Origin of the sequence: Streptomyces sp. NPDC048171, from assembly GCF_043202655.1 — a bacterium.
Classification (GTDB): domain Bacteria; phylum Actinomycetota; class Actinomycetes; order Streptomycetales; family Streptomycetaceae; genus Streptomyces.
On sequence record NZ_JBIDAU010000004.1, the window covers coordinates 593,310 to 611,232 of the forward strand.

General features: G+C 71.4%; 16 protein-coding genes. 9 read left to right on the forward strand and 7 right to left on the reverse strand.

Annotated elements, in window-relative coordinates:
- Positions 1-117: 117 nt before the first annotated feature.
- From ACGF3J_RS14335 to ACGF3J_RS14350, 4 genes are all read left to right on the forward strand, one after another.
- The gene (locus tag ACGF3J_RS14335) at positions 118-1,257 is read left to right on the forward strand and encodes a 5-(carboxyamino)imidazole ribonucleotide synthase (protein ID WP_161329109.1); all 1,140 of its coding nucleotides are present in this window, start codon (positions 118-120) and stop codon (positions 1,255-1,257) included.
- On the forward strand, positions 1,254-1,778 hold the full coding sequence (gene purE / locus ACGF3J_RS14340) for a 5-(carboxyamino)imidazole ribonucleotide mutase (RefSeq protein ID WP_122617052.1): 525 nt from the start codon (positions 1,254-1,256) through the stop codon (positions 1,776-1,778). Before ACGF3J_RS14335 ends, purE begins: the two co-directional genes overlap by 4 nt.
- Before the next feature lie 28 nt (positions 1,779-1,806).
- Positions 1,807-2,985 (forward strand): dipeptidase, encoded by a 1,179-nt coding sequence (locus ACGF3J_RS14345; protein WP_393854167.1) that lies wholly within the window; start codon positions 1,807-1,809, stop codon positions 2,983-2,985.
- 244 nt (positions 2,986-3,229) lie between these two features.
- Positions 3,230-4,360 carry a dipeptidase gene (locus ACGF3J_RS14350; RefSeq protein ID WP_161329107.1) on the forward strand — a complete coding sequence of 377 codons (1,131 nt, stop codon included), beginning with the start codon at positions 3,230-3,232 and terminating at the stop codon, positions 4,358-4,360.
- 12 nt (positions 4,361-4,372) lie between these two features.
- Here ACGF3J_RS14350 and ACGF3J_RS14355 read toward each other — a convergent pair whose 3' ends face one another.
- Positions 4,373-4,765: a VOC family protein gene (locus tag ACGF3J_RS14355; RefSeq protein WP_393854168.1), complete on the reverse strand. Its 393-nt coding sequence runs from the start codon at positions 4,763-4,765 to the stop codon at positions 4,373-4,375.
- A 32-nt stretch (positions 4,766-4,797) separates the two neighbouring features.
- Positions 4,798-5,169: a VOC family protein gene (locus ACGF3J_RS14360; RefSeq protein WP_393854169.1), complete on the reverse strand. Its 372-nt coding sequence runs from the start codon at positions 5,167-5,169 to the stop codon at positions 4,798-4,800.
- 107 nt (positions 5,170-5,276) lie between these two features.
- Between ACGF3J_RS14360 and ACGF3J_RS14365 the strand changes: the two genes are divergently transcribed.
- On the forward strand, positions 5,277-5,783 hold the full coding sequence (locus tag ACGF3J_RS14365; protein WP_161329105.1) for a CGNR zinc finger domain-containing protein: 507 nt from the start codon (positions 5,277-5,279) through the stop codon (positions 5,781-5,783).
- A gap of 117 nt (positions 5,784-5,900) precedes the next feature.
- On the opposite strand, the gene ACGF3J_RS14370 is transcribed toward ACGF3J_RS14365, so the two are convergent.
- The gene (locus ACGF3J_RS14370; protein WP_393854170.1) at positions 5,901-7,244 is read right to left on the reverse strand and encodes a UDP-glucose dehydrogenase family protein; all 1,344 of its coding nucleotides are present in this window, start codon (positions 7,242-7,244) and stop codon (positions 5,901-5,903) included.
- A gap of 181 nt (positions 7,245-7,425) precedes the next feature.
- Here ACGF3J_RS14370 and ACGF3J_RS14375 point away from each other — a divergent pair, with 181 nt between their 5' ends.
- Positions 7,426-8,583, forward strand: coding sequence for an acyl-CoA dehydrogenase (locus tag ACGF3J_RS14375; RefSeq protein WP_393854171.1), 1,158 nt, complete (start codon positions 7,426-7,428; stop codon positions 8,581-8,583).
- A 145-nt stretch (positions 8,584-8,728) separates the two neighbouring features.
- A complete protein-coding gene (locus ACGF3J_RS14380; protein ID WP_161329102.1) occupies positions 8,729-9,769 on the forward strand; it encodes a vWA domain-containing protein in 1,041 nt (346 codons plus the stop codon).
- Between the two features lie 13 nt (positions 9,770-9,782).
- On the opposite strand, the gene ACGF3J_RS14385 is transcribed toward ACGF3J_RS14380, so the two are convergent.
- The gene (locus ACGF3J_RS14385; RefSeq protein ID WP_161329101.1) at positions 9,783-10,349 is read right to left on the reverse strand and encodes an acyl-CoA thioesterase; all 567 of its coding nucleotides are present in this window, start codon (positions 10,347-10,349) and stop codon (positions 9,783-9,785) included.
- Positions 10,350-10,469: 120 nt separating this feature from the next.
- On the opposite strand from ACGF3J_RS14385, the gene ACGF3J_RS14390 reads away from it, so the two are divergent.
- Positions 10,470-11,750 carry an LCP family protein gene (locus ACGF3J_RS14390; RefSeq protein WP_393854172.1) on the forward strand — a complete coding sequence of 427 codons (1,281 nt, stop codon included), beginning with the start codon at positions 10,470-10,472 and terminating at the stop codon, positions 11,748-11,750.
- A gap of 24 nt (positions 11,751-11,774) precedes the next feature.
- On the opposite strand, the gene ACGF3J_RS14395 is transcribed toward ACGF3J_RS14390, so the two are convergent.
- Positions 11,775-13,151 (reverse strand): LCP family protein, encoded by a 1,377-nt coding sequence (locus ACGF3J_RS14395; RefSeq protein ID WP_393854173.1) that lies wholly within the window; start codon positions 13,149-13,151, stop codon positions 11,775-11,777.
- Positions 13,152-13,438: 287 nt separating this feature from the next.
- Between ACGF3J_RS14395 and ACGF3J_RS14400 the strand changes: the two genes are divergently transcribed.
- Positions 13,439-14,494: a glycosyltransferase family 2 protein gene (locus ACGF3J_RS14400; RefSeq protein WP_161329099.1), complete on the forward strand. Its 1,056-nt coding sequence runs from the start codon at positions 13,439-13,441 to the stop codon at positions 14,492-14,494.
- Positions 14,495-14,500: 6 nt separating this feature from the next.
- On the opposite strand, the gene ACGF3J_RS14405 is transcribed toward ACGF3J_RS14400, so the two are convergent.
- Positions 14,501-16,066 carry an LCP family protein gene (locus tag ACGF3J_RS14405; protein ID WP_393854174.1) on the reverse strand — a complete coding sequence of 522 codons (1,566 nt, stop codon included), beginning with the start codon at positions 16,064-16,066 and terminating at the stop codon, positions 14,501-14,503.
- Positions 16,067-16,143: 77 nt separating this feature from the next.
- Positions 16,144-17,886 (reverse strand): LCP family protein, encoded by a 1,743-nt coding sequence (locus ACGF3J_RS14410; protein WP_393854175.1) that lies wholly within the window; start codon positions 17,884-17,886, stop codon positions 16,144-16,146.
- Positions 17,887-17,923 lie beyond the last annotated feature (37 nt).

The window sequence follows — 17,923 nt, forward strand, 5'->3', positions numbered from 1 at the left end:
ACCACCCGGACGCGCGATCTTCCTGCCGAGCGGCGGGCGGGGTCCGGAACGGGCGGTCGGAGGGGCGGGAAACGGCCGGTAAACAGGTGGGCTCCGCGCGGCCGATACGCTAGGGGTGTGACGTTCCCCGTAGTCGGCATGGTCGGCGGTGGCCAGCTCGCTCGTATGACACACGAGGCGGGCATCCCGTTGGGCATCAGGTTCAAGCTTCTCAGTGACACACCTCAGGACTCTGCGGCGCAGGTCGTGAACGAAGTCGTCATCGGCGACTATCGCGATCTGGACACGCTCCGCGAGTTCGCGCGCGGCTGTGACGTGATCACCTTCGATCACGAGCACGTGCCGACCGAGCACCTCAGGGCCCTGGAGGCGGACGGCATCCCCGTCCGTCCGGGCCCCGACGCGCTCGTGCACGCCCAGGACAAGGGCGTGATGCGCGCGCGGCTCGACGCGATCGGCGTGCCCTGCCCGCGGCACCGGATCGTGAGCGATCCGGACGACGTGGCCGCCTTCGCGGCGGAGGGCGACGGATTCCCCGTCGTCCTCAAGACGGTCCGGGGCGGGTACGACGGCAAGGGCGTGTGGGTGGTGGACTCCGTCGAGGAGGCCGCCGACCCCTTCCGCGCCGGTGTGCCGGTGCTGGCGGAGGAGAAGGTCGACTTCGTCCGCGAGCTGGCCGCCAACGTGGTCCGCTCCCCGCACGGCCAGGCGGTGGCCTACCCGGTCGTCGAGTCCCAGCAGGTCAAGGGCGTCTGCGACACGGTGATCGCACCCGCCCCCGACCTCGACGAGGACCTGGCCCTGCACGCCGAGGAGATGGCGCTCAGCATCGCCAAGGAACTCGGCGTCGTCGGCCACCTCGCCGTCGAGCTGTTCCAGACCCGCGACGGCCGCGTCCTCGTCAACGAACTGGCGATGCGCCCGCACAACTCCGGCCACTGGACGATGGACGGCGCGATCACCTCGCAGTTCGCCAACCACGTCCGCGCCGTCCTCGACCTCCCCCTCGGCGACCCGCGCCCGCGCGCGAAGTGGACCGTGATGGTCAACGTCCTCGGCGGCGACTACCCGGACATGTACTCCGCTTACCTGCACTGCATGGCCCGCGACCCCCAGCTGAAGATCCACATGTACGGCAAGGACGTGAAGCCCGGCCGCAAGGTCGGCCACGTGAACACCTACGGCGACGACCTGGACGACGTGCTGGAGCGCGCCCGTCACGCTGCCGGCTACCTGAGAGGGACGATCACCGAATGAGCCCAGTTGTCGGCATCGTCATGGGGTCGGACTCCGACTGGCCCGTCATGGAGGCCGCCGCGAAGGCCCTCGACGAGTTCGAGATCGCCTACGAGGTCGACGTCGTCTCGGCGCACCGCATGCCGCACGAGATGATCGCGTACGGCGAGCAGGCCGCTGGCCGCGGACTCAAGGCGATCATCGCCGGGGCCGGGGGCGCCGCCCACCTGCCCGGCATGCTCGCCTCCGTCACCCCGCTGCCGGTCATCGGCGTCCCGGTGCCGCTGAAGTACCTGGACGGCATGGACAGCCTCCTGTCCATCGTGCAGATGCCGGCCGGCGTCCCCGTCGCCACCGTCTCCGTGGGCGGCGCCCGCAACGCCGGCCTGCTGGCCGCCCGCATCCTCGCCGCGCACGACGAGGAACTGCAGGGCCGCATGCGCGAGTTCCAGCAGGAGCTGAACGACCAGGCCACCGAGAAGGGCAAGCGGCTGCGCAGCAAGGTCGAGGGCGCCGCGGCCGGCTTCGGATTCGGAAAGTGACGGGCGGACAGTGACCGAAGGGACGCGGATGACCTCGCTGGACCAGGCCCGGGAACTGCTGCGCGAGTTCCCCGTCGTCGACGGGCACAACGACCTGCCCTGGGCGTTGCGCGAACAGGTCCGCTACGACCTCGACGCCCGCGACATCGCCTCCGACCAGTCCGCCCGCCTGCACACCGACCTGGCCCGGCTGCGGGCCGGCGGCGTCGGCGCGCAGTACTGGTCGGTGTACGTCCGCTCCGACCTGCCGGGCGCGGTGACGGCGACGCTGGAGCAGATCGACTGCGTGCGGCGGCTGATCGACCGCCACCCCGGGGACCTGCGGGCCGCGCACACCGCCGCCGACATGGAGGCGGCCCGCGCCGAGGGCCGGATCGCCTCGCTGATGGGCGCCGAGGGCGGCCACTCCATCGACAACTCGCTGGCCACCCTGCGCGCCCTGTACGCGCTCGGGGTGCGCTACATGACGCTCACCCACAACGACAACGTCGCGTGGGCGGACTCGGCGACCGACGAGCCCGGCGTCGGCGGCCTGTCGGCCTTCGGCCGCGAGGTCGTCCGCGAGATGAACCGCGAGGGCATGCTGGTCGACCTCTCGCACGTCGCGGCGACGACGATGCGCGACGCGCTGGACACCTCGACCGCGCCGGTGATCTTCTCGCACTCCTCGTCCCGGGCCGTCTGCGACCACCCGCGCAACATCCCGGACGACGTCCTGGAGCGGCTGCCCGCCAACGGCGGCATGGCGATGGTGACGTTCGTGCCGAAGTTCGTGCTCCAGGCGGCCGTGGACTGGACCGCCGAGGCCGACGAGAACATGCGCGCGCACGGCTTCCACCACCTCGACTCCAGCCCCGAGGCGATGAAGGTGCACGCCGCCTTCGAGGAGCGCGTCCCGCGTCCCGTCGCCACGGTCTCCACGGTCGCCGACCACCTCGACCACATGCGCGAGGTCGCGGGCGTCGACCACCTCGGCATCGGCGGCGACTACGACGGCACGCCCTTCACCCCGGACGGCCTCGGCGACGTCGCGGGCTACCCGAACCTCATCGCCGAACTGCTCGACCGCGGCTGGTCCCAGGCCGACCTGGCCAAGGTGACCTGGAAGAACGCGGTCCGTGTGCTCGACGCCGCGGAGGAGGTGGCCCGAGGGCTTCAGGCCACCCGGGAGCCGTCCAACGCGTCGTTGGAGGAACTCGACGGCTGAGCCGTCACCTCTCCGAGGGCGGGGTGGCCGGTGCATCCGGTCGCCCCGCCCACGCACATCAGGTACCGGCCCCGCACGGGGCTCGGCGGCGCCCCGAGCCGCAGCCTCCCGGGACACCCTGGACGAGGTGATCGACGCGGCCGGGGGCTGAGCCGCGTACCCCCGAACGCCCCACCCACCAGGAAGCCCTTTCCGCTCCGTGCGACGGTGGCCGTACCTCACGAACGAGCGTACGGAGCGCGCCATGGCAGACCTCCAGGACGACCTGCACACCGGTACCGAGGCCGGCGGGCTCGGCGACCTGTCCGAGCCGCTCGCCGCGCAGGCCTTCCCGCCGGAGCCGTACACGCCCGTGTCCGACCCCGACGACGAGCCGCTGACCCGGGCGCACGCCGTCCTGGCCGCCCATCCCGTCGCCGACGGTTACAGCGGGCTGCCCTGGGCGCTCAAGCACCTGCCCTGGTACGACCTCGAGCTGGGCGAGAGCGCCGTCGACACCGATGTGCCGCGGCTGCGCGAGGGCCATGTGGGCGCGCTGCTGTGGTCGCTGCATCTGCCCGAGGCCCTCGACGGGGACCGCGCGATCGGCGCCACGCTGGAGCAGCTGGACCTGGTCAAGATGGTCGTGCGGGCGCACCCTGAAGGGCTGCGCCTGGCCTACGACGCCGGGCAGGCCATCGACGCCCGCAACTGCGGCCGGGTCGCCGTGCTGCCCGGTCCCGCGGGCGCCCCCGCCCTCGGCGACCGCCTCGGCATCCTGCGTTCGCTGCACGCCCTCGGCCTGCGCGTGCTGACGCTGTCCGGGGTGACCTGGGCGAGCGAGGCGGGGCTGACCCGGTTCGGCGAGGAGGTCGTCCGGGAGATGAACCGGCTCGGCGTGCTCGCCGACCTCTCCGGCGCCTCCGCCGAGACCATCCGCCGCACCTTCGCCGTCTCCAAGGCCCCGGCCGTGTGCACCCGCTCCGCCGCCCGCGCCCTGCGCCCGCACCCCGCCAACCTGCCCGACGACCTGCTGGTCGAGCTGGGCGCGGCCGGAGGGCTGTGCATGGTGCCGCTGACCGCCGAGCAGACCGGCCCGACCGTCCGCGACGTCGCCGACCACCTCGACCACGTCCGCACGGTGGCCGGACCGGAGAGCGTCGGCCTCTCCGGCACCTACGACTCGGGCGCCGCCCACCCGCTGGAGCTGGGCGACGCCTCCTGCTACCCGCGGCTCATCGCCGAGCTGCTGCGCCGTGGCTGGGACGAGGCGGACGTGGCCCTGCTGACCTGGGGCAACGTCCAGCGCGTGCTGCGCGGCGCGGCCTTCACCGCCCGCGCGGTACAGCAGCGCCGGGAGCCGTCGACGGCGACGATCGCCGAACTGGACGGCTGAGCGCCGGGCCGGTCAGCCGTGCTCGATCCGGCACAGGCAGAAGGGGTGCCCGGCCGGGTCGGCGTACACCATGAAGCCCTTCGTCTCCCGGTCCTCCAGGTCCAGCGGCCTGGCGCCCAGGGCGAGCACCCGCTCGTGCGCCGCGTCCATCTCGGCCCAGGTCGATCCGCCGTCGAAGTCGAGGTGGAACTGCTGGGCGTTGCGGTCGGAGCGCGGCCACTCCGGCGGGGTGAGGTCCGGGGCCCGCTGGAAGGACAGCCGCGGCCCGCCGGGCACGTGGAGCACCACCCAGTCCGGGTCCTCCTCGTCGGGCGTCCCGCCGCCGACCGCTGCGTAGAACCGGGCCAGCTCGCGCGGCTCGGGGCAGTCGACGACGACGGAGCGGAAACGTGCGGCGGGTGCCATGTGGGGCCCTCCTGGTTCGGTGGGTGCGCTGGTCAGCAGGCGCAGAGGCAGAACGGGTGCCCGGCCGGGTCGGCGTACACCCGGAAGGTACGGGCGCGGTCCTCCGCGTCCAGCGGGCGCGCGCCCAGCTCCAGCACGGCCTTCTCGGCCGCGTCGAGGTCCTTCACGTCGAGGTCGAGGTGGAACTGCTGGGCTCCGTCGGGCCCGGGCCACTTCGGCTGTACGTAGCCGGGGGAGCCCTGGAAGGCCAGCGTCTGCCCGCCGGGCAGGTTCAGGTCGACCCACTCGTCGTGGTCGTCGCTCTTGTCCTCGACGGTTCCGCCGAGCACGCCGGCGTAGAAGCGGGCCAGTGCGTGCGGGTCGGGACAGTCCAGGACGACGACGCCCAGTTCGGCGACAGCCATGACTTCCTCCTTGGGGTCCGCAGTGGTCGCTGCGACGGTTACCTGCATGGGGCGGGTAACCGGTAACGGTTACCTCATGCTCCCGCATTGGCGGTAACGTCGCAAGCATGAGTGTGAGATCGCCCGCGCCGGGAGGTCTGGAGCTGGTCCGGGCCCTGGTGAACACGCTGGACGTCGAGACGGGCGCCGACTCGCTGGACACGCCGGAGAACCGGGCGCGGTTCGGGCTGGCGGAGGACGCCGTACCGGACGCCCGCGAGCTGCGCGAGTCCCTGCGCGTGACGCTGCTGGCCCACGCCGGTCATCCGCCGCACCGCGCGGTGACCCCGCTGGGCGAGCTGCTGGCCGCGGCTCCGCTGGTGGTGACGGTCGACGACGCCGACGGCTCCGCCGCCCTCGCCCCGGCCCGGGAGGGTCTGCTGGCCGCACGGGTCGCCGCCGCCGTCGCCGAGGCGCTGGTCGCCGGCACCTGGAGCCGGCTGAAGGCCTGCGAGGCCGTCGACTGCCTCTGGGCGTACTACGACCGCAGCCCGGCCGGACGCGGCCGCTGGTGCTCGATGCAGGTGTGCGGAGCGCGCGCCAAGATGCGCAGGTACCGGGCCAAGGAGGCGTGAACCACACGGGGTTCACCGGCCCCCGGGCCGCCCGATGGGGCAGAATGCGGACGGCGCCGGTTCGGCCGACTGAGCCTCGGCCGAACCGGCGCCGCCCCTCACCGGACGGACGGCGGGCTAGGCCGTGGGGCGGCCCATCGCCCGGTAGGTCCAGCCGGCCTTGCGCCAGATCTCCGGGTCCAGCGCGTTGCGCCCGTCCAGGATCACCCGGGCCGCCGCGGCCTCGCCCAGCGTCCCGGGGTCCAGCTCGCGGAACTCCCGCCACTCCGTCAGGTGCAGCACCACGTCGGCACCCCGCACCGCCTCCAGCGCGGAGTCGGCGTACCCGAGGGTCGGGAAGAGCCGCCGCGCGTTCGCCATGCCCTTGGGGTCGTACACCGTCACCTGGGCGCCCTGGAGGTGGACCTGCCCGGCGACGTTCAGCGCGGGGGAGTCCCGCACGTCGTCCGAGTCGGGCTTGAAGGTGGCGCCGAGCACCGCGATCCGCTTGCCGAGGAACGGGCCGCCGCCCAGTGCCTGCCGGGTCAGCTCCACCATCTGGCCGCGCTGGCGCATGTTGATCGAGTCGATCTCGCGCAGGAAGGTGAGCGCCTGGTCCGCGCCCAGCTCGCCGGCGCGCGCCATGAACGCCCGGATGTCCTTGGGCAGGCAGCCGCCGCCGAAGCCGATCCCGGCCCGCAGGAACTTCCGGCCGATCCGGTCGTCGTACCCGATCGCCTCGGCCAGCTTGGCGACGTCGCCGTCGGCCGCCTCGCACACCTCCGCCATCGCGTTGATGAAGGAGATCTTGGTGGCCAGGAAGGAGTTCGCGGAGGTCTTCACCAGCTCGGCGGTCGGGAAGTCCGTGACCACGAAGGGCGACCCCTCCGCGATCGGTGTGGCGTACACCTCGCGCAGCAGCTTCTCCGCCCGCTCACTGCGGACACCGACCACGAGCCGGTCGGGACGCAGCGTGTCCTGGACGGCGAAGCCCTCGCGCAGGAACTCCGGGTTCCAGGCCAGTTCGGCGTCCGCGCCGGCCGGCGCGTGCTCGGCGAGGTAGGCGGCCAGCCGGTCGGCGGAGCCCACGGGCACCGTCGACTTCCCGACGACCAGCGCCGGGCCCGTCAGATGGGGCGCGAGCGAGGCGATCGCCGAGTCGACGTACGACATGTCGCAGGCGTACTCGCCGTGCTTCTGCGGCGTGTTCACGCACAGGAAGTGCACGTCGCCGAAGGCCGCGACCTCCGCGAAGTCGGTGGTGAAGCGCAGCCGCCCGCTGGCGCCCTCGATCCCGGCGACGTGCTTGTGCAGCAACTCCTCCAGACCGGGCTCGTACATGGGCACCTGGCCCCGCTTGAGCATCTCGATCTTCTCGGGCACCACGTCCAGGCCCAGCACCTCGAAACCGAGCTCGGCCATCGCCGCCGCGTGGGTCGCGCCGAGATAGCCGGTACCGATCACGGTGATCTTGAGGGCCATGGGTGCTCCAGAGGTGTACGGCGGGGTGCGCGCCCGAGCATAACGGGGGTGCGGTGCGGGCCCGTCGGTCGGCTGTCGTCAAGCTCACCTATCCACGACCCCGGCCAGGGCTCTAAAATTTGGGTTACTTAACGGTAGTTAGCGTGCCCAGCATCACAGCGTTTTTGGAGCGTGAGACACCTTGGCCGGATCGGCTGACTTCGACCTGTACCGCCCGTCCGAGGAGCACGACATGCTCCGCGACGCCGTCCGTGCGCTGGCCGAGGCGAAGATCGCGCCGCACGCCGCGGCGGTGGACGAGGAGGCCCGCTTCCCGCGCGAGGCCCTCACCGCCCTGACCGCGAACGACCTGCACGCGGTGCACGTCCCCGAGGAGTACGGCGGCGCGGGCGCCGACGCGCTCGCCACGGTGATCGTGATCGAGGAGGTCGCCCGCGTCTGCGCCAGCTCCTCCCTCATCCCGGCGGTGAACAAGCTCGGCTCCCTGCCGGTCATCCTCTCCGGCTCCGAGGACCTGAAGAAGAAGTACATGACCCCGCTCGCCCAGGGCGAGGGCATGTTCTCCTACTGTCTCTCCGAGCCGGACGCGGGCTCGGACGCGGCCGGCATGAAGACCAAGGCCGTCCGCGACGGCGACCACTGGATCCTCAACGGCGTCAAGCGCTGGATCACCAACGCCGGTGAGTCCGAGTACTACACGGTGATGGCCGTCACCGACCCCGCCAAGCGCTCCAAGGGCATCTCCGCCTTCGTGGTCGAGAAGTCCGACGAGGGTGTCTCCTTCGGCGCCCCGGAGAAGAAGCTCGGCATCAAGGGCTCGCCCACCCGCGAGGTGTACCTGGACAACGTCCGCATCCCCGCCGACCGCATGATCGGCGAGGAGGGCACCGGCTTCGCCACCGCGATGAAGACGCTGGACCACACCCGCATCACCATCGCCGCCCAGGCCCTCGGCATCGCCCAGGGCGCCCTCGACTACGCCAAGGGCTACGTCAAGGAGCGCAAGCAGTTCGGCAAGCCGATCGCCGACTTCCAGGGCATCCAGTTCATGCTCGCCGACATGGCCATGAAGATCGAGGCCGCCCGGCAGCTGACCTACGCCGCCGCCGCGAAGTCGGAGCGCGGTGACAGCGACCTCACCTTCCAGGGCGCCGCCGCCAAGTGCTTCGCCTCCGACGTGGCCATGGAGGTCACCACCGACGCCGTCCAGCTCCTCGGCGGCTACGGCTACACCCGTGACTACCCGGTCGAGCGCATGATGCGCGACGCCAAGATCACGCAGATCTACGAGGGCACCAACCAGGTCCAGCGCATCGTCATGGCGAGGAACCTTCCCTAGCAGGACTGTGCAGGTCAGGAGGCAGCCCCCGGCGTGACGCCGGGGGCTGTCGCCGTACGTCCCGGGGTGCCCTGTCGCTGTCCGGCCGATTGTCAGTGGTGGGTGAGACGGTAGGGGCATCGAGTCGGAAAGAGGGGGAGCCGCCTTGTCCGGAAGTCAGAACTACATCAATCACGTCGCTCTCGTGCTGGACGCCAGCTCGTCCATGTCCCGCCTGAGCCAGAAGGTGGTCGAAGTCGCCGACGAGCAGATCGCCTACCTGGCCCGCCGCTCGCAGGAACTGGACCAGGAGACCCGCGTCACGGTGTACGTCTTCGCCGACAGGGTGGAGTGCGTCATCTACGACAAGGACGTGCTCCGGATGCCGTCGCTCAAGCAGATGTACCGCGTCGGCGGCATGACGGCGCTGCTGGCGGCCACGCTCAAGTCGCAGCGGGAGCTGGCGCACACCGCCCAGCTGTACGGAGACCACAGCTTCCTGACCTTCGTGCTCACCGATGGTCAGGAGAACGTGAGCCACCGCTGCCCGGACGCCCCGGCCAAGGATCCGCGCGCACTGGTCGACGCCGTGGCCGGGATGATCGAGACACAGGAGGACAACTGGACGCTGGCCGTCCTCGTGCCGGACCAGATGGGCAAGCGCGAGGCCATGCAGTACGGGTTCCCGAAGGACAACATCGCCATCTGGGACGCGACGAGCACGCAGGGTCTGCAGGAGGCCGGGCAGGTCATCCAGGAGGCCACCGAGAAGTTCATGGTGGGCCGCGCGCAGGGCATCCGGGGGTCGCGGGCGGTGTTCTCCACGGGTGCGGAAGCGGTCAACAAGGCCACCATCGAGGCGGCCGGCCTCACCCCGGTGGACACGTCGAAGTACGAGCTGGTCCCGGTGACGCGTGACGCGGCGATCCGGGACTGGGTGGTCGAATGCGGACACACGTACCGCACCGGCGGTGCGTTCTACCAGCTGAGCAAGTCGGAGAAGGTCCAGCCGAAGAAGCAGATATCGGTGCTGGAGAAGAAGACGGACCGGGTGTACACGGGGCCGGAGGCCCGAGCGCTGCTCGGCCTGCCGGACGTGGAGGTCCGCGTCAAGCCCGACCACAACGACGACTTCACGATCTTCGTGCAGAGCACCAGCGTGAACCGGAAGCTCGTTCCGAACACGCGGCTGCTGCTGATGCTCTGACGCCCGTGCTCGGTCAGTCCTGGTACCCCTCCGCCACCCGCCGCTCCCGCAGCTCCATGATGGCGCGGCGGCGGGCCAGGCGGTGGGTGCGGCGGATCTGGGCCTCCTGGTAGCGCCGCTTGTCCTTCTCCGTCTCCGGCAGCACCGGCGGGACCGTGCGCGGCTTGCCGTCGGCGTCGACGGCGGCGAAGACCAGGTACGCCGAGCCGACCTGGGTGGCCGGGGTGGACTCGTTCCAGCGTTCCGCCATGACCCGGACGCCGACCTCCATGGAGCTGCGGCCGGTCCAGTTGACCTGGGCCTTCACATGGACGAGGTCGCCGACGCGGACCGGCTCGAGGAACGCCATCTCGTCCATGGACGCGGTGACGGCGGGACCGCCGGAGTGCCGCCCGGCCACGGCGCCCGCCGCATCGTCGACGAGCTTCATGATCACGCCGCCGTGCACGGTGCCCAGCAGATTGGTGTCGCCGTGCGTCATGATGTGGCTCAGGGTGGTGCGGGAGGCCGAGGTCGGCTTGCCCGGGATCTCCGGTGGCGCCGACCGTGCGGCCGAGGCCTGTTCTGCCTGGTCTGTCATGGCCTCCACCTTATGCCGGAGCGGCACCGGCGTATTTTTGTGTCAGCTTCGCAACAGCGCTGACCCTATTTTCCGACGACCCTTGTATGGCCCACAGCGGGTACCTGCACACTGGTGCGCATGAATGATTGGCCCGAGGGATGGTCCGGTGACAACCGCGGCCGGTACGGACGTGGCAGCGGTAGCGCACAGCCCGAGAGCGCACGCGTGATGCGCCAGGTCCGCCGCGGCGCGGCCCCGCCGCCCGGCCCGGGCCCGTCGGCCCCGCCGTACGGCGGCGGGGTGCCGCAGCAGCCGTCCTACGTCGACGGCCAGGGACACGGCGGCGACGGCTACGACAGCGGTTACAACACCGGCCAGGTCTACGGCAGCCCCGGCGGCCACGGGCCGGGACAGGGCCGCGGCGGGGCCGGACGGCCCGCCCCGGACTGGCGCAGACGGATCAAGTGGACCGCGATCACGGTCGTGACCGCGCTGGTCGTCACCACCGTCGGCACCTACTTCTGGGCCGACTCCAAGCTCAACCGCGAGGTCGACCTGTCCAAGGTCATCGAGCGGCCCGAGGCCGGAGAGGGCACGAACTACCTGATCGTCGGCTCCGACAGCCGCGAGGGCATGACCGACGACCAGAAGAAGGACCTGCACACCGGCTCCGCCGAGGGCAAGCGCACCGACTCGATGATGATCCTGCACACCGGGGACAACGGGTCGACGCTGATCTCGCTGCCCCGCGACTCGGACGTGGAGATCCCCTCCTTCGTCGGCTCCGACTCAGGCAAGACGTACCCGGGCACCGGTCGGCACACCAAGCTGAACGCCGCGTACGCCGAGGACGGCCCCGAGCTGCTGGTGCGCACCGTCGAGCACAACACCGGTCTGCGCCTGGACCACTACGTGGAGATCGGCTTCGCCGGCTTCGCGAACATCGTGAACGCGGTCGGCGGCGTCGAGATGGACATCCCGCAGGACATCAAGGACAAGAAGTCCGGCGCGGACCTCAAGAAGGGCAAGCAGACCCTGAACGGCGAGGAGGCCCTCGCCTTCGTCCGCACCCGGTACGCGCTGGCCGGCTCCGACCTGGACCGCACCAAGAACCAGCAGAAGTTCCTGTCGGCGCTGGCGAGCCAGGTGGCCACCCCCTCGACGGTCCTCAACCCGTTCAAGCTGTACCCGACGATGGGCGCCGGCCTGGACTCCCTCATCGTCGACAAGGACATGGGCCTGTTCGACCTGGCGAGCATGTTCTGGGCGATGAAGAGCGTCAGCGGCGGCGAGGGCACCTCGATGAACATGCCGATCTCGGGCAGCGTCGGGGGCAACCTCAAGTGGGACGACGCCAAGGTGAAGCAGCTCGTCCAGGAGCTGAAGAACGACGAGAAGGTCACCGTCTCCGGCAACTGAGCCGGGGCCGGGCGGCCGGTCCCCTCACTCCTTGCCGCAGACGACCTCGTCGCCCCGCACCACCGTGCCCGACTCCTGCGGCGGGTCGGCCGGCCGCACCTTCACGGCCTGCCTGAAGTCGGCGCCCGCGATCACCTTCAGCAGCGCCCCCTGCCCCTTCACCGGCCGCAGCTCGCTGCCGGGCAGGGCGGCGGCCAGCGACTTCGCCGACTGGTCCCAGCGGGGGTCGTAGGCGACCACGGTGCGCTCGACGGCGCGGTCGGTGGCGTTCCGCGGCGCCCGCGTCGTGCGGAACCCGGTCGCGGCAAGCGCGTCGTCCACCCGCTTGCCCAGGCCCGGGGTGCGGGTGCCGTTCTCCACCTGGACCCGGATCTGCTTCGGGTCCACCGGGACCCGCACCGGCGCCGGACCCGTGGGCTTGGGCCGGGGCGCCGACAGCGGCTTGTCCTCGCGCAGGGCGTCGAAGATCCGCTCGGACTTCACCGGGTCCCACTTCAGCGTCGAACCGACGCCCTTCACGGCGTACCCCATCTTCCCGATGGGCACGGTGGTGAACTCGGAGGACGACGGCGAGAAGTTCCGCATCGCCCGCCCCAGCGCCAGCAGCTCGTCGGTGCCGAAACCCTTGTCGGCCCGCACCGACCCCAGCACGGCCCGGGTGACGTCACGGAACTTGAGCGGGTTCAGCAGGATGCCCGAGGAGGTCGCCCGGTCGATCAGGGCGGCCAGGAAGCGCTGCTGGCGCTTCATCCGGCTCAGGTCGGAGGCCCCGTCGAGGTGGCGGGCCCGGACGTACTGGAGCGCCTGCCCGCCCAGCAGGGTGTGGTCGCCGGCCGCGAGGTCGAGCCCGGTGTAGCTGTCCTTCAGCGGCTGGACGGTGCAGATTTTCACACCGCCGAGGACGTCCACAGTCTTCATGAAGCTGGTGAAGTCGACCTCCAGATAGTGGTCGATCTTCACGTGGGTCATGTTCTCCACGGTGCGGATGGTCAGCTGCGGGCCGCCCTCGGCGTACGCCGCGTTCAGCTTCAGCGGGTGCCCCTTGTGCCGCTCCCCGGTGGTGCGGTCGGTGTGGCCGGGCGTCTCGGCGTACGAGTCGCGCGGCAGGCTCACCACGCTCGCCCGCTCCCGGTCCTCCGAGATGTGCACGATCATGACGGTGTCGGTGCAGTGGCAGGGGGCGCCGCCCAGTCTGTACTTGCGCCGCTCCGCCTCGCTGATCCGGTCCCGGCCGTCGGTGCCGACCATCAGGACGTTCATGCCGTCGCCCGCCTTGGGGCGGTTCTTCATGTCCTTGAAGGGGTCGACGCGCGAGATGTCCGAGTCCAGCCCGGAGAGGACCATGTGCCCGATGCCCGCGGAGGCCAGCACCACCACCGACAGCGCGGTCACCGCCCGCATGGCCCAGCGCGGCTTCTTCCGCCGTACGGGGGGCCTCGGCGGGTGCCCCGAGGGGCGGGGGCCGCGGCGCTGCGGCGGGGGGCCGCCCCGGGGGGACGAGGCCGGGACCCGGGGGGAGCGGGGCGGCGTGGGCAAGGTGACACCTCCGCGGGGACGGGTTCTCGGCTGCGGACCGTGAGGCCGGACGTGGGATCCGTGAGCACCGTAGGCCCATACGATCTGCTGCCCGCCGCTGTGACCCCCGCGGCGCGCACCCGTGTCCCCCGTTCGCGGTAACGTGAGCACCGATGAACGCCAAGTCCGACGTGCGGCCGCCCGCCGTTTCCGTGATCATGCCCGTCCTCAACGAGGAGCGGCACCTGCGCGGCGCCGTCCGCGCCATCCTCGCCCAGGAGTACTCCGGCGAGATGGAGGTCGTGATCGCCCTCGGTCCCTCGACGGACCGTACGGACGAGATCGCCGCCGCACTCGTCGCCGAGGATCCGCGCGTGCACACCGTGCCGAATCCCACCGGCCGTACGCCCGCCGCACTGAACGCCGCCATCAAGGCGTCCCGCCACCCCGTCGTCGTCCGCGTCGACGGCCACGGCATCCTGTCGCCCGGCTACATCGCCACGGCCGTACGGCTGCTGGAGGAGACCGGCGCGCACAACGTCGGCGGCATCATGCACGCCGAGGGCGAGAACGCCTGGGAGGACGCCGTCGCCGCCGCGATGACGTCGAAGATCGGCGTGGGCAACGCCGCCTTCCACACCGGCGGCGAGGCCGCCCCCGCCGAGACCGTGTACCTGGGCGTCTTCCGCCGCGAGGCGCTGGAGCGGCAGGGCGGGTACAACGAGGAGTTCATCCGCGCCCAGGACTGGGAGCTGAACTTCCGCATCCGCGAGGCCGGCGGCCTGATCTGGTTCTCGCCCGAGCTGCGGGTCTCCTACCGGCCCCGGCCGAGCGTGCGCGCGCTGGCCAAGCAGTACAAGGACTACGGCCGCTGGCGGCACGTCGTCGCCCGCTACCACTCCGGCTCCATCAACCTGCGCTACCTCGCCCCGCCGACCGCCGTGTGCGCGATCGCCGCCGGTGTCGTGGTGGGCGCCGCGCTGACCCCGTGGGGCTTCGTCGTGCCGGGCGCCTACCTGGCCGCGATCGCCGCCGGGTCGGTCCCGGCGGGCAAGGGGCTGGGGCTGAAGGCGCGGGCGCAGATCCCCGTGGCGCTGGCGACCATGCACATGTCGTGGGGGTGGGGCTTCCTGACCAGCCCCAAGTCGCTGGCCAGGAAGGTCATCGCCTCGCGGCGCCCGGCCGTCATGACCGACCCCGGGACCGCCGACGCCGCCGGAGCGCGCTGACGTCCGTCAGGGGCTGAACGCCGGGTCCACCTTCATGCAGGCGCTCTTGTCCGCGCCGTTGAGGGCCTCCGCCGACTCCGGGGTGCGGTCGTCCGACTCGGGTGCCTCGTACGCGCTGCCCTCGCGCCAGTCGGCGCCCACGACGAGGGTGACCCCCGAGACGTCGGTCGACCGCTGCACCGAACTCGCCGGTATTCCCAGGGCCTTGGCCACCCGCCGGGCGTCGCCCTCCAGGTCGGCGCTCGGATAGCGGACGAGGGTGCGGTCCTCGCTCGGCAGCACCGAGGGGTCCGCGACGGCCTTGGTGAAGCCCCGCTCCACCAGGAGACCGGCGACCGTGTTCGCGCGGCCGCCCGCCGCGCCGAGGCGGTCCGTGCGGGTGCCGTTGCGGACCTGCACCGCGATCTCGTCGTCCGGGGCGGCCGGGTCGTCCGGCTCCCGGGGCTCCGCGGGCTTCTTCTTCGCGTCCTTGCCGTCCAGCGCGATGTCCTCGCGCACCAGCCGGAAGAGCTGCTCGGCGTCCTCGGTCGGCTCCACGCGCGCGCCCACGTACCGGTTGGGCATCGTGGTCATGGTGATGCGCTCCGGCTTCACCCGGCGCAGCTCGTCGCTGAGGTCGTACAGCTTCTTGACGGTGTCCAGGCCCGGGTCGACGGTGAGCGCGGAGGTGGCCTCCTCGGCCAGCCTGCGCAGCTTGTTCGGGTTGCTGAGGGTCGCGTTCTCGCGCAGCACCCGGACCATCGAGTTGAGGTACATGTGCTGGGCCTTGGCCCGCGCCAGGTCGCTGCCGTCCTCGAATCCGTAGCGGGTGCGCAGCCACTGCAGGGCCTGCTCGCCCTTGACCGGGTGCGTGCCCTTCTCCAGCTTCAGACCCGAGCCGTGGCCCGCGCTGTCGCGCGAGTGGATGTCGGCGTCCACACACACCGGGACGCCGCCGACGGCGTCCGCCATGGCGACCACGCCCGCGAAGTCCACCATCACGAAGTGGTCGATGTGGATGCCGGTCAGCTCCTGCCAGGTGGCCACCGTGCAGCCCGGGCCGCCGTGTCCGAGGCTCTGGTTGGTCATCACCCGGCCGTCGGTCGCCGCGTGCACCTTCCTGTCGTCCGGGTCGGTGCACTTGGGTATCTCGACCAGGGTGTCGCGCGGCATGCTCACCACCGACATGTTGCTTCGGTCGGCTGACAGGTGCACCAGCATCTGCACGTCCGCCAGCGGCGTGGAGCCGAACGTCTCGCGGGCGCCGCCCAGTTGCTGGTTCTCCTCGCTGTCGCGGGCGTCCGAGCCGATCACGAGGATGTTCAGCGGGGTCTGCCCGGCCGCGTTCGGCGTCGGGGCGGCCACCTTGCCGTCCCCCAGGTTCAGGGGGTCCTGCTGGATGTTGCCGTTGAGGTGCTCGTAGTAGAGGTAGCCGGCGCCTGCCGTGCCGGCCAGGACCACGGCGAGCACCACCGCGCTCCAGCGCAGCGCCCGGCGGGCACGCCGCGGACGGCGTCCGCCGGTCCCGTCACTCTCCTGGACGTCCGGGACGGCCTCCCGTCTGTCCTCCTCCTGCACACCGCTCCGCGTCACTTGCGCGTCCCTCCCCACCCCCGCGCCACCGCGCGGACCCGTCTCCGTCATGTGAGACGTACGACAGGCCCGTCAGGTCAACTGGCGCACTGCTTCTGGTCGGCCGTGGACTTGTCCAGGTCCGGCGTCTCGACCGACTTGGCGTCGAGTTTGACTCCGGCGCCCTTGAAGTCCTTGCCGAGGGTGAGGGTCATGGTGGGCAGGCCCTGGGAGTTGGTGACGCTCTCACCGGGTTTCATGGCGGCGCCGGACAGGCCGAGGATCTCGGCGAGGGCGCGGGCCTGGTCGGCCTGGTCGGGGGCGTACTCCAGGGTGGTCTTGGCGAGTTCCGCGGGGGCGTTGCCGGCGTTCTCGGACTTGGTGACGCCGGCGTCGGTCTGGAGGTAGGAGAGTTCCTGCTGGGCGCTGCCGGCGGGGGCGCCGCCGTTCATGACGCGGACGCGGACCTCGGAGGGCTCGGACTGCTCGCCCTTGAGGCGGGCGGCGACCGCGGCGGCCTCCTTCTTCTCCTTCTGCTTGACCTCGGTGAAGGAGATGTCGTTCCTGATCATGTCGAAGACCTGGGGGCCCTTGGTCTCGTTCACGACCACCGTCGCCTTGACCTTCTCGGCGGGGTTGTCGATCACCGGCACCGTGGTGAACGTGATGTTCTTCGGCGGCACCTTCTTCAGCTCCAGGGCCATGTCCTTGAGCGTGCCCACCTTGCCGATGGCCTTGTCCACGGTCAGGGCCTTGGTGGCGGCCTCGGCGAGCTTCACCAGCTTGGTGGGGCTGGTGAGGGTGTCGCTGGAGGACATCTTGCGCATGAGCGAGCCCAGGAACTGCTGCTGCACCTTGATGCGGTCCAGGTCGCCCTCGTTGCCGAAGGCGTGCCGGGTACGGACGAAGGCCAGCGCCTGCTCGCCCTCCACCTTCGACTCGCCCGCGGGCAGCTTGAGATGGGACTTGGGGTCGTCCACGGCCTTCTCCACGCACACGTCGACGCCGCCGACCGCGGTGGTCAGCGTCTTGACCGCGTTGAAGTCGGCCATCATGAAGTGGTCCGGCTGGATCCCGGTCGCTTCCTTCACCGTGCGCATGGTGCAGCCCGCGTCCCGGCCGCTCTCGCCGAGGCTGGTGTTGAAGCGGACGCCGGTGGAGCCGGGGATGATCTTCTTCGTCCCGTCCTCCTGCAAGGTCTCGCAGTCGGGGACGTCGACGATCAGGTCGCGCGGGATGCTGAGGGCGGTGGCGTTGGAGCGGTCCTCGGAGACGTGCAGCAGGATGTTCGTGTCCGCGTGCCCGACGCTGCCCTTGTCGCCGTAGCCCTCGTTGCCCTCACCGGTGCGCTTGTCGGTGCCGATGATGAGGATGTTGAAGGCCTCGTTCTTCTTGAAGCTGCTGCTTCCGGCGCTGCCGACGTCCGTCGTCGAGACGTTGCCCTCGAGGTGCTTGAGGTAGACGTAACCGCCGACCCCGGCCACCAGGACGACGAAGGCCGTGCTGCCGCCGACCCAGAGCAGGGCCCGCTTGCCCTTCGACTTCTTCTCCGGCCGGCGTCCGCGCCGCCCCGGTACCGGCTCCTCGGGCGCGGGCCTGCGCCGCCGCTGGGGCGGGACCTCGCGGCCGGGCGCGGCCGTACGGCGACGGGCCGTGCCCGCGTTGCCGCCGCCGTCGCGGGAGGCGTCGGGGGAGCGGGGTGCGCCCCGGCGGGGGCCGGGGACGGACGACTGCGGTGCGGAAGGGGACAGTCGCAGTTCGTATTCACCGGTGCGTGGATTCAGTACCCACTGGTCTGCGGGATCGACATCGTCTGCCCGCCCACGTCCTTGCGCGTCCACGGTCTCCCAATCCTCCGTCGGGGGCCACGCGGCGCCT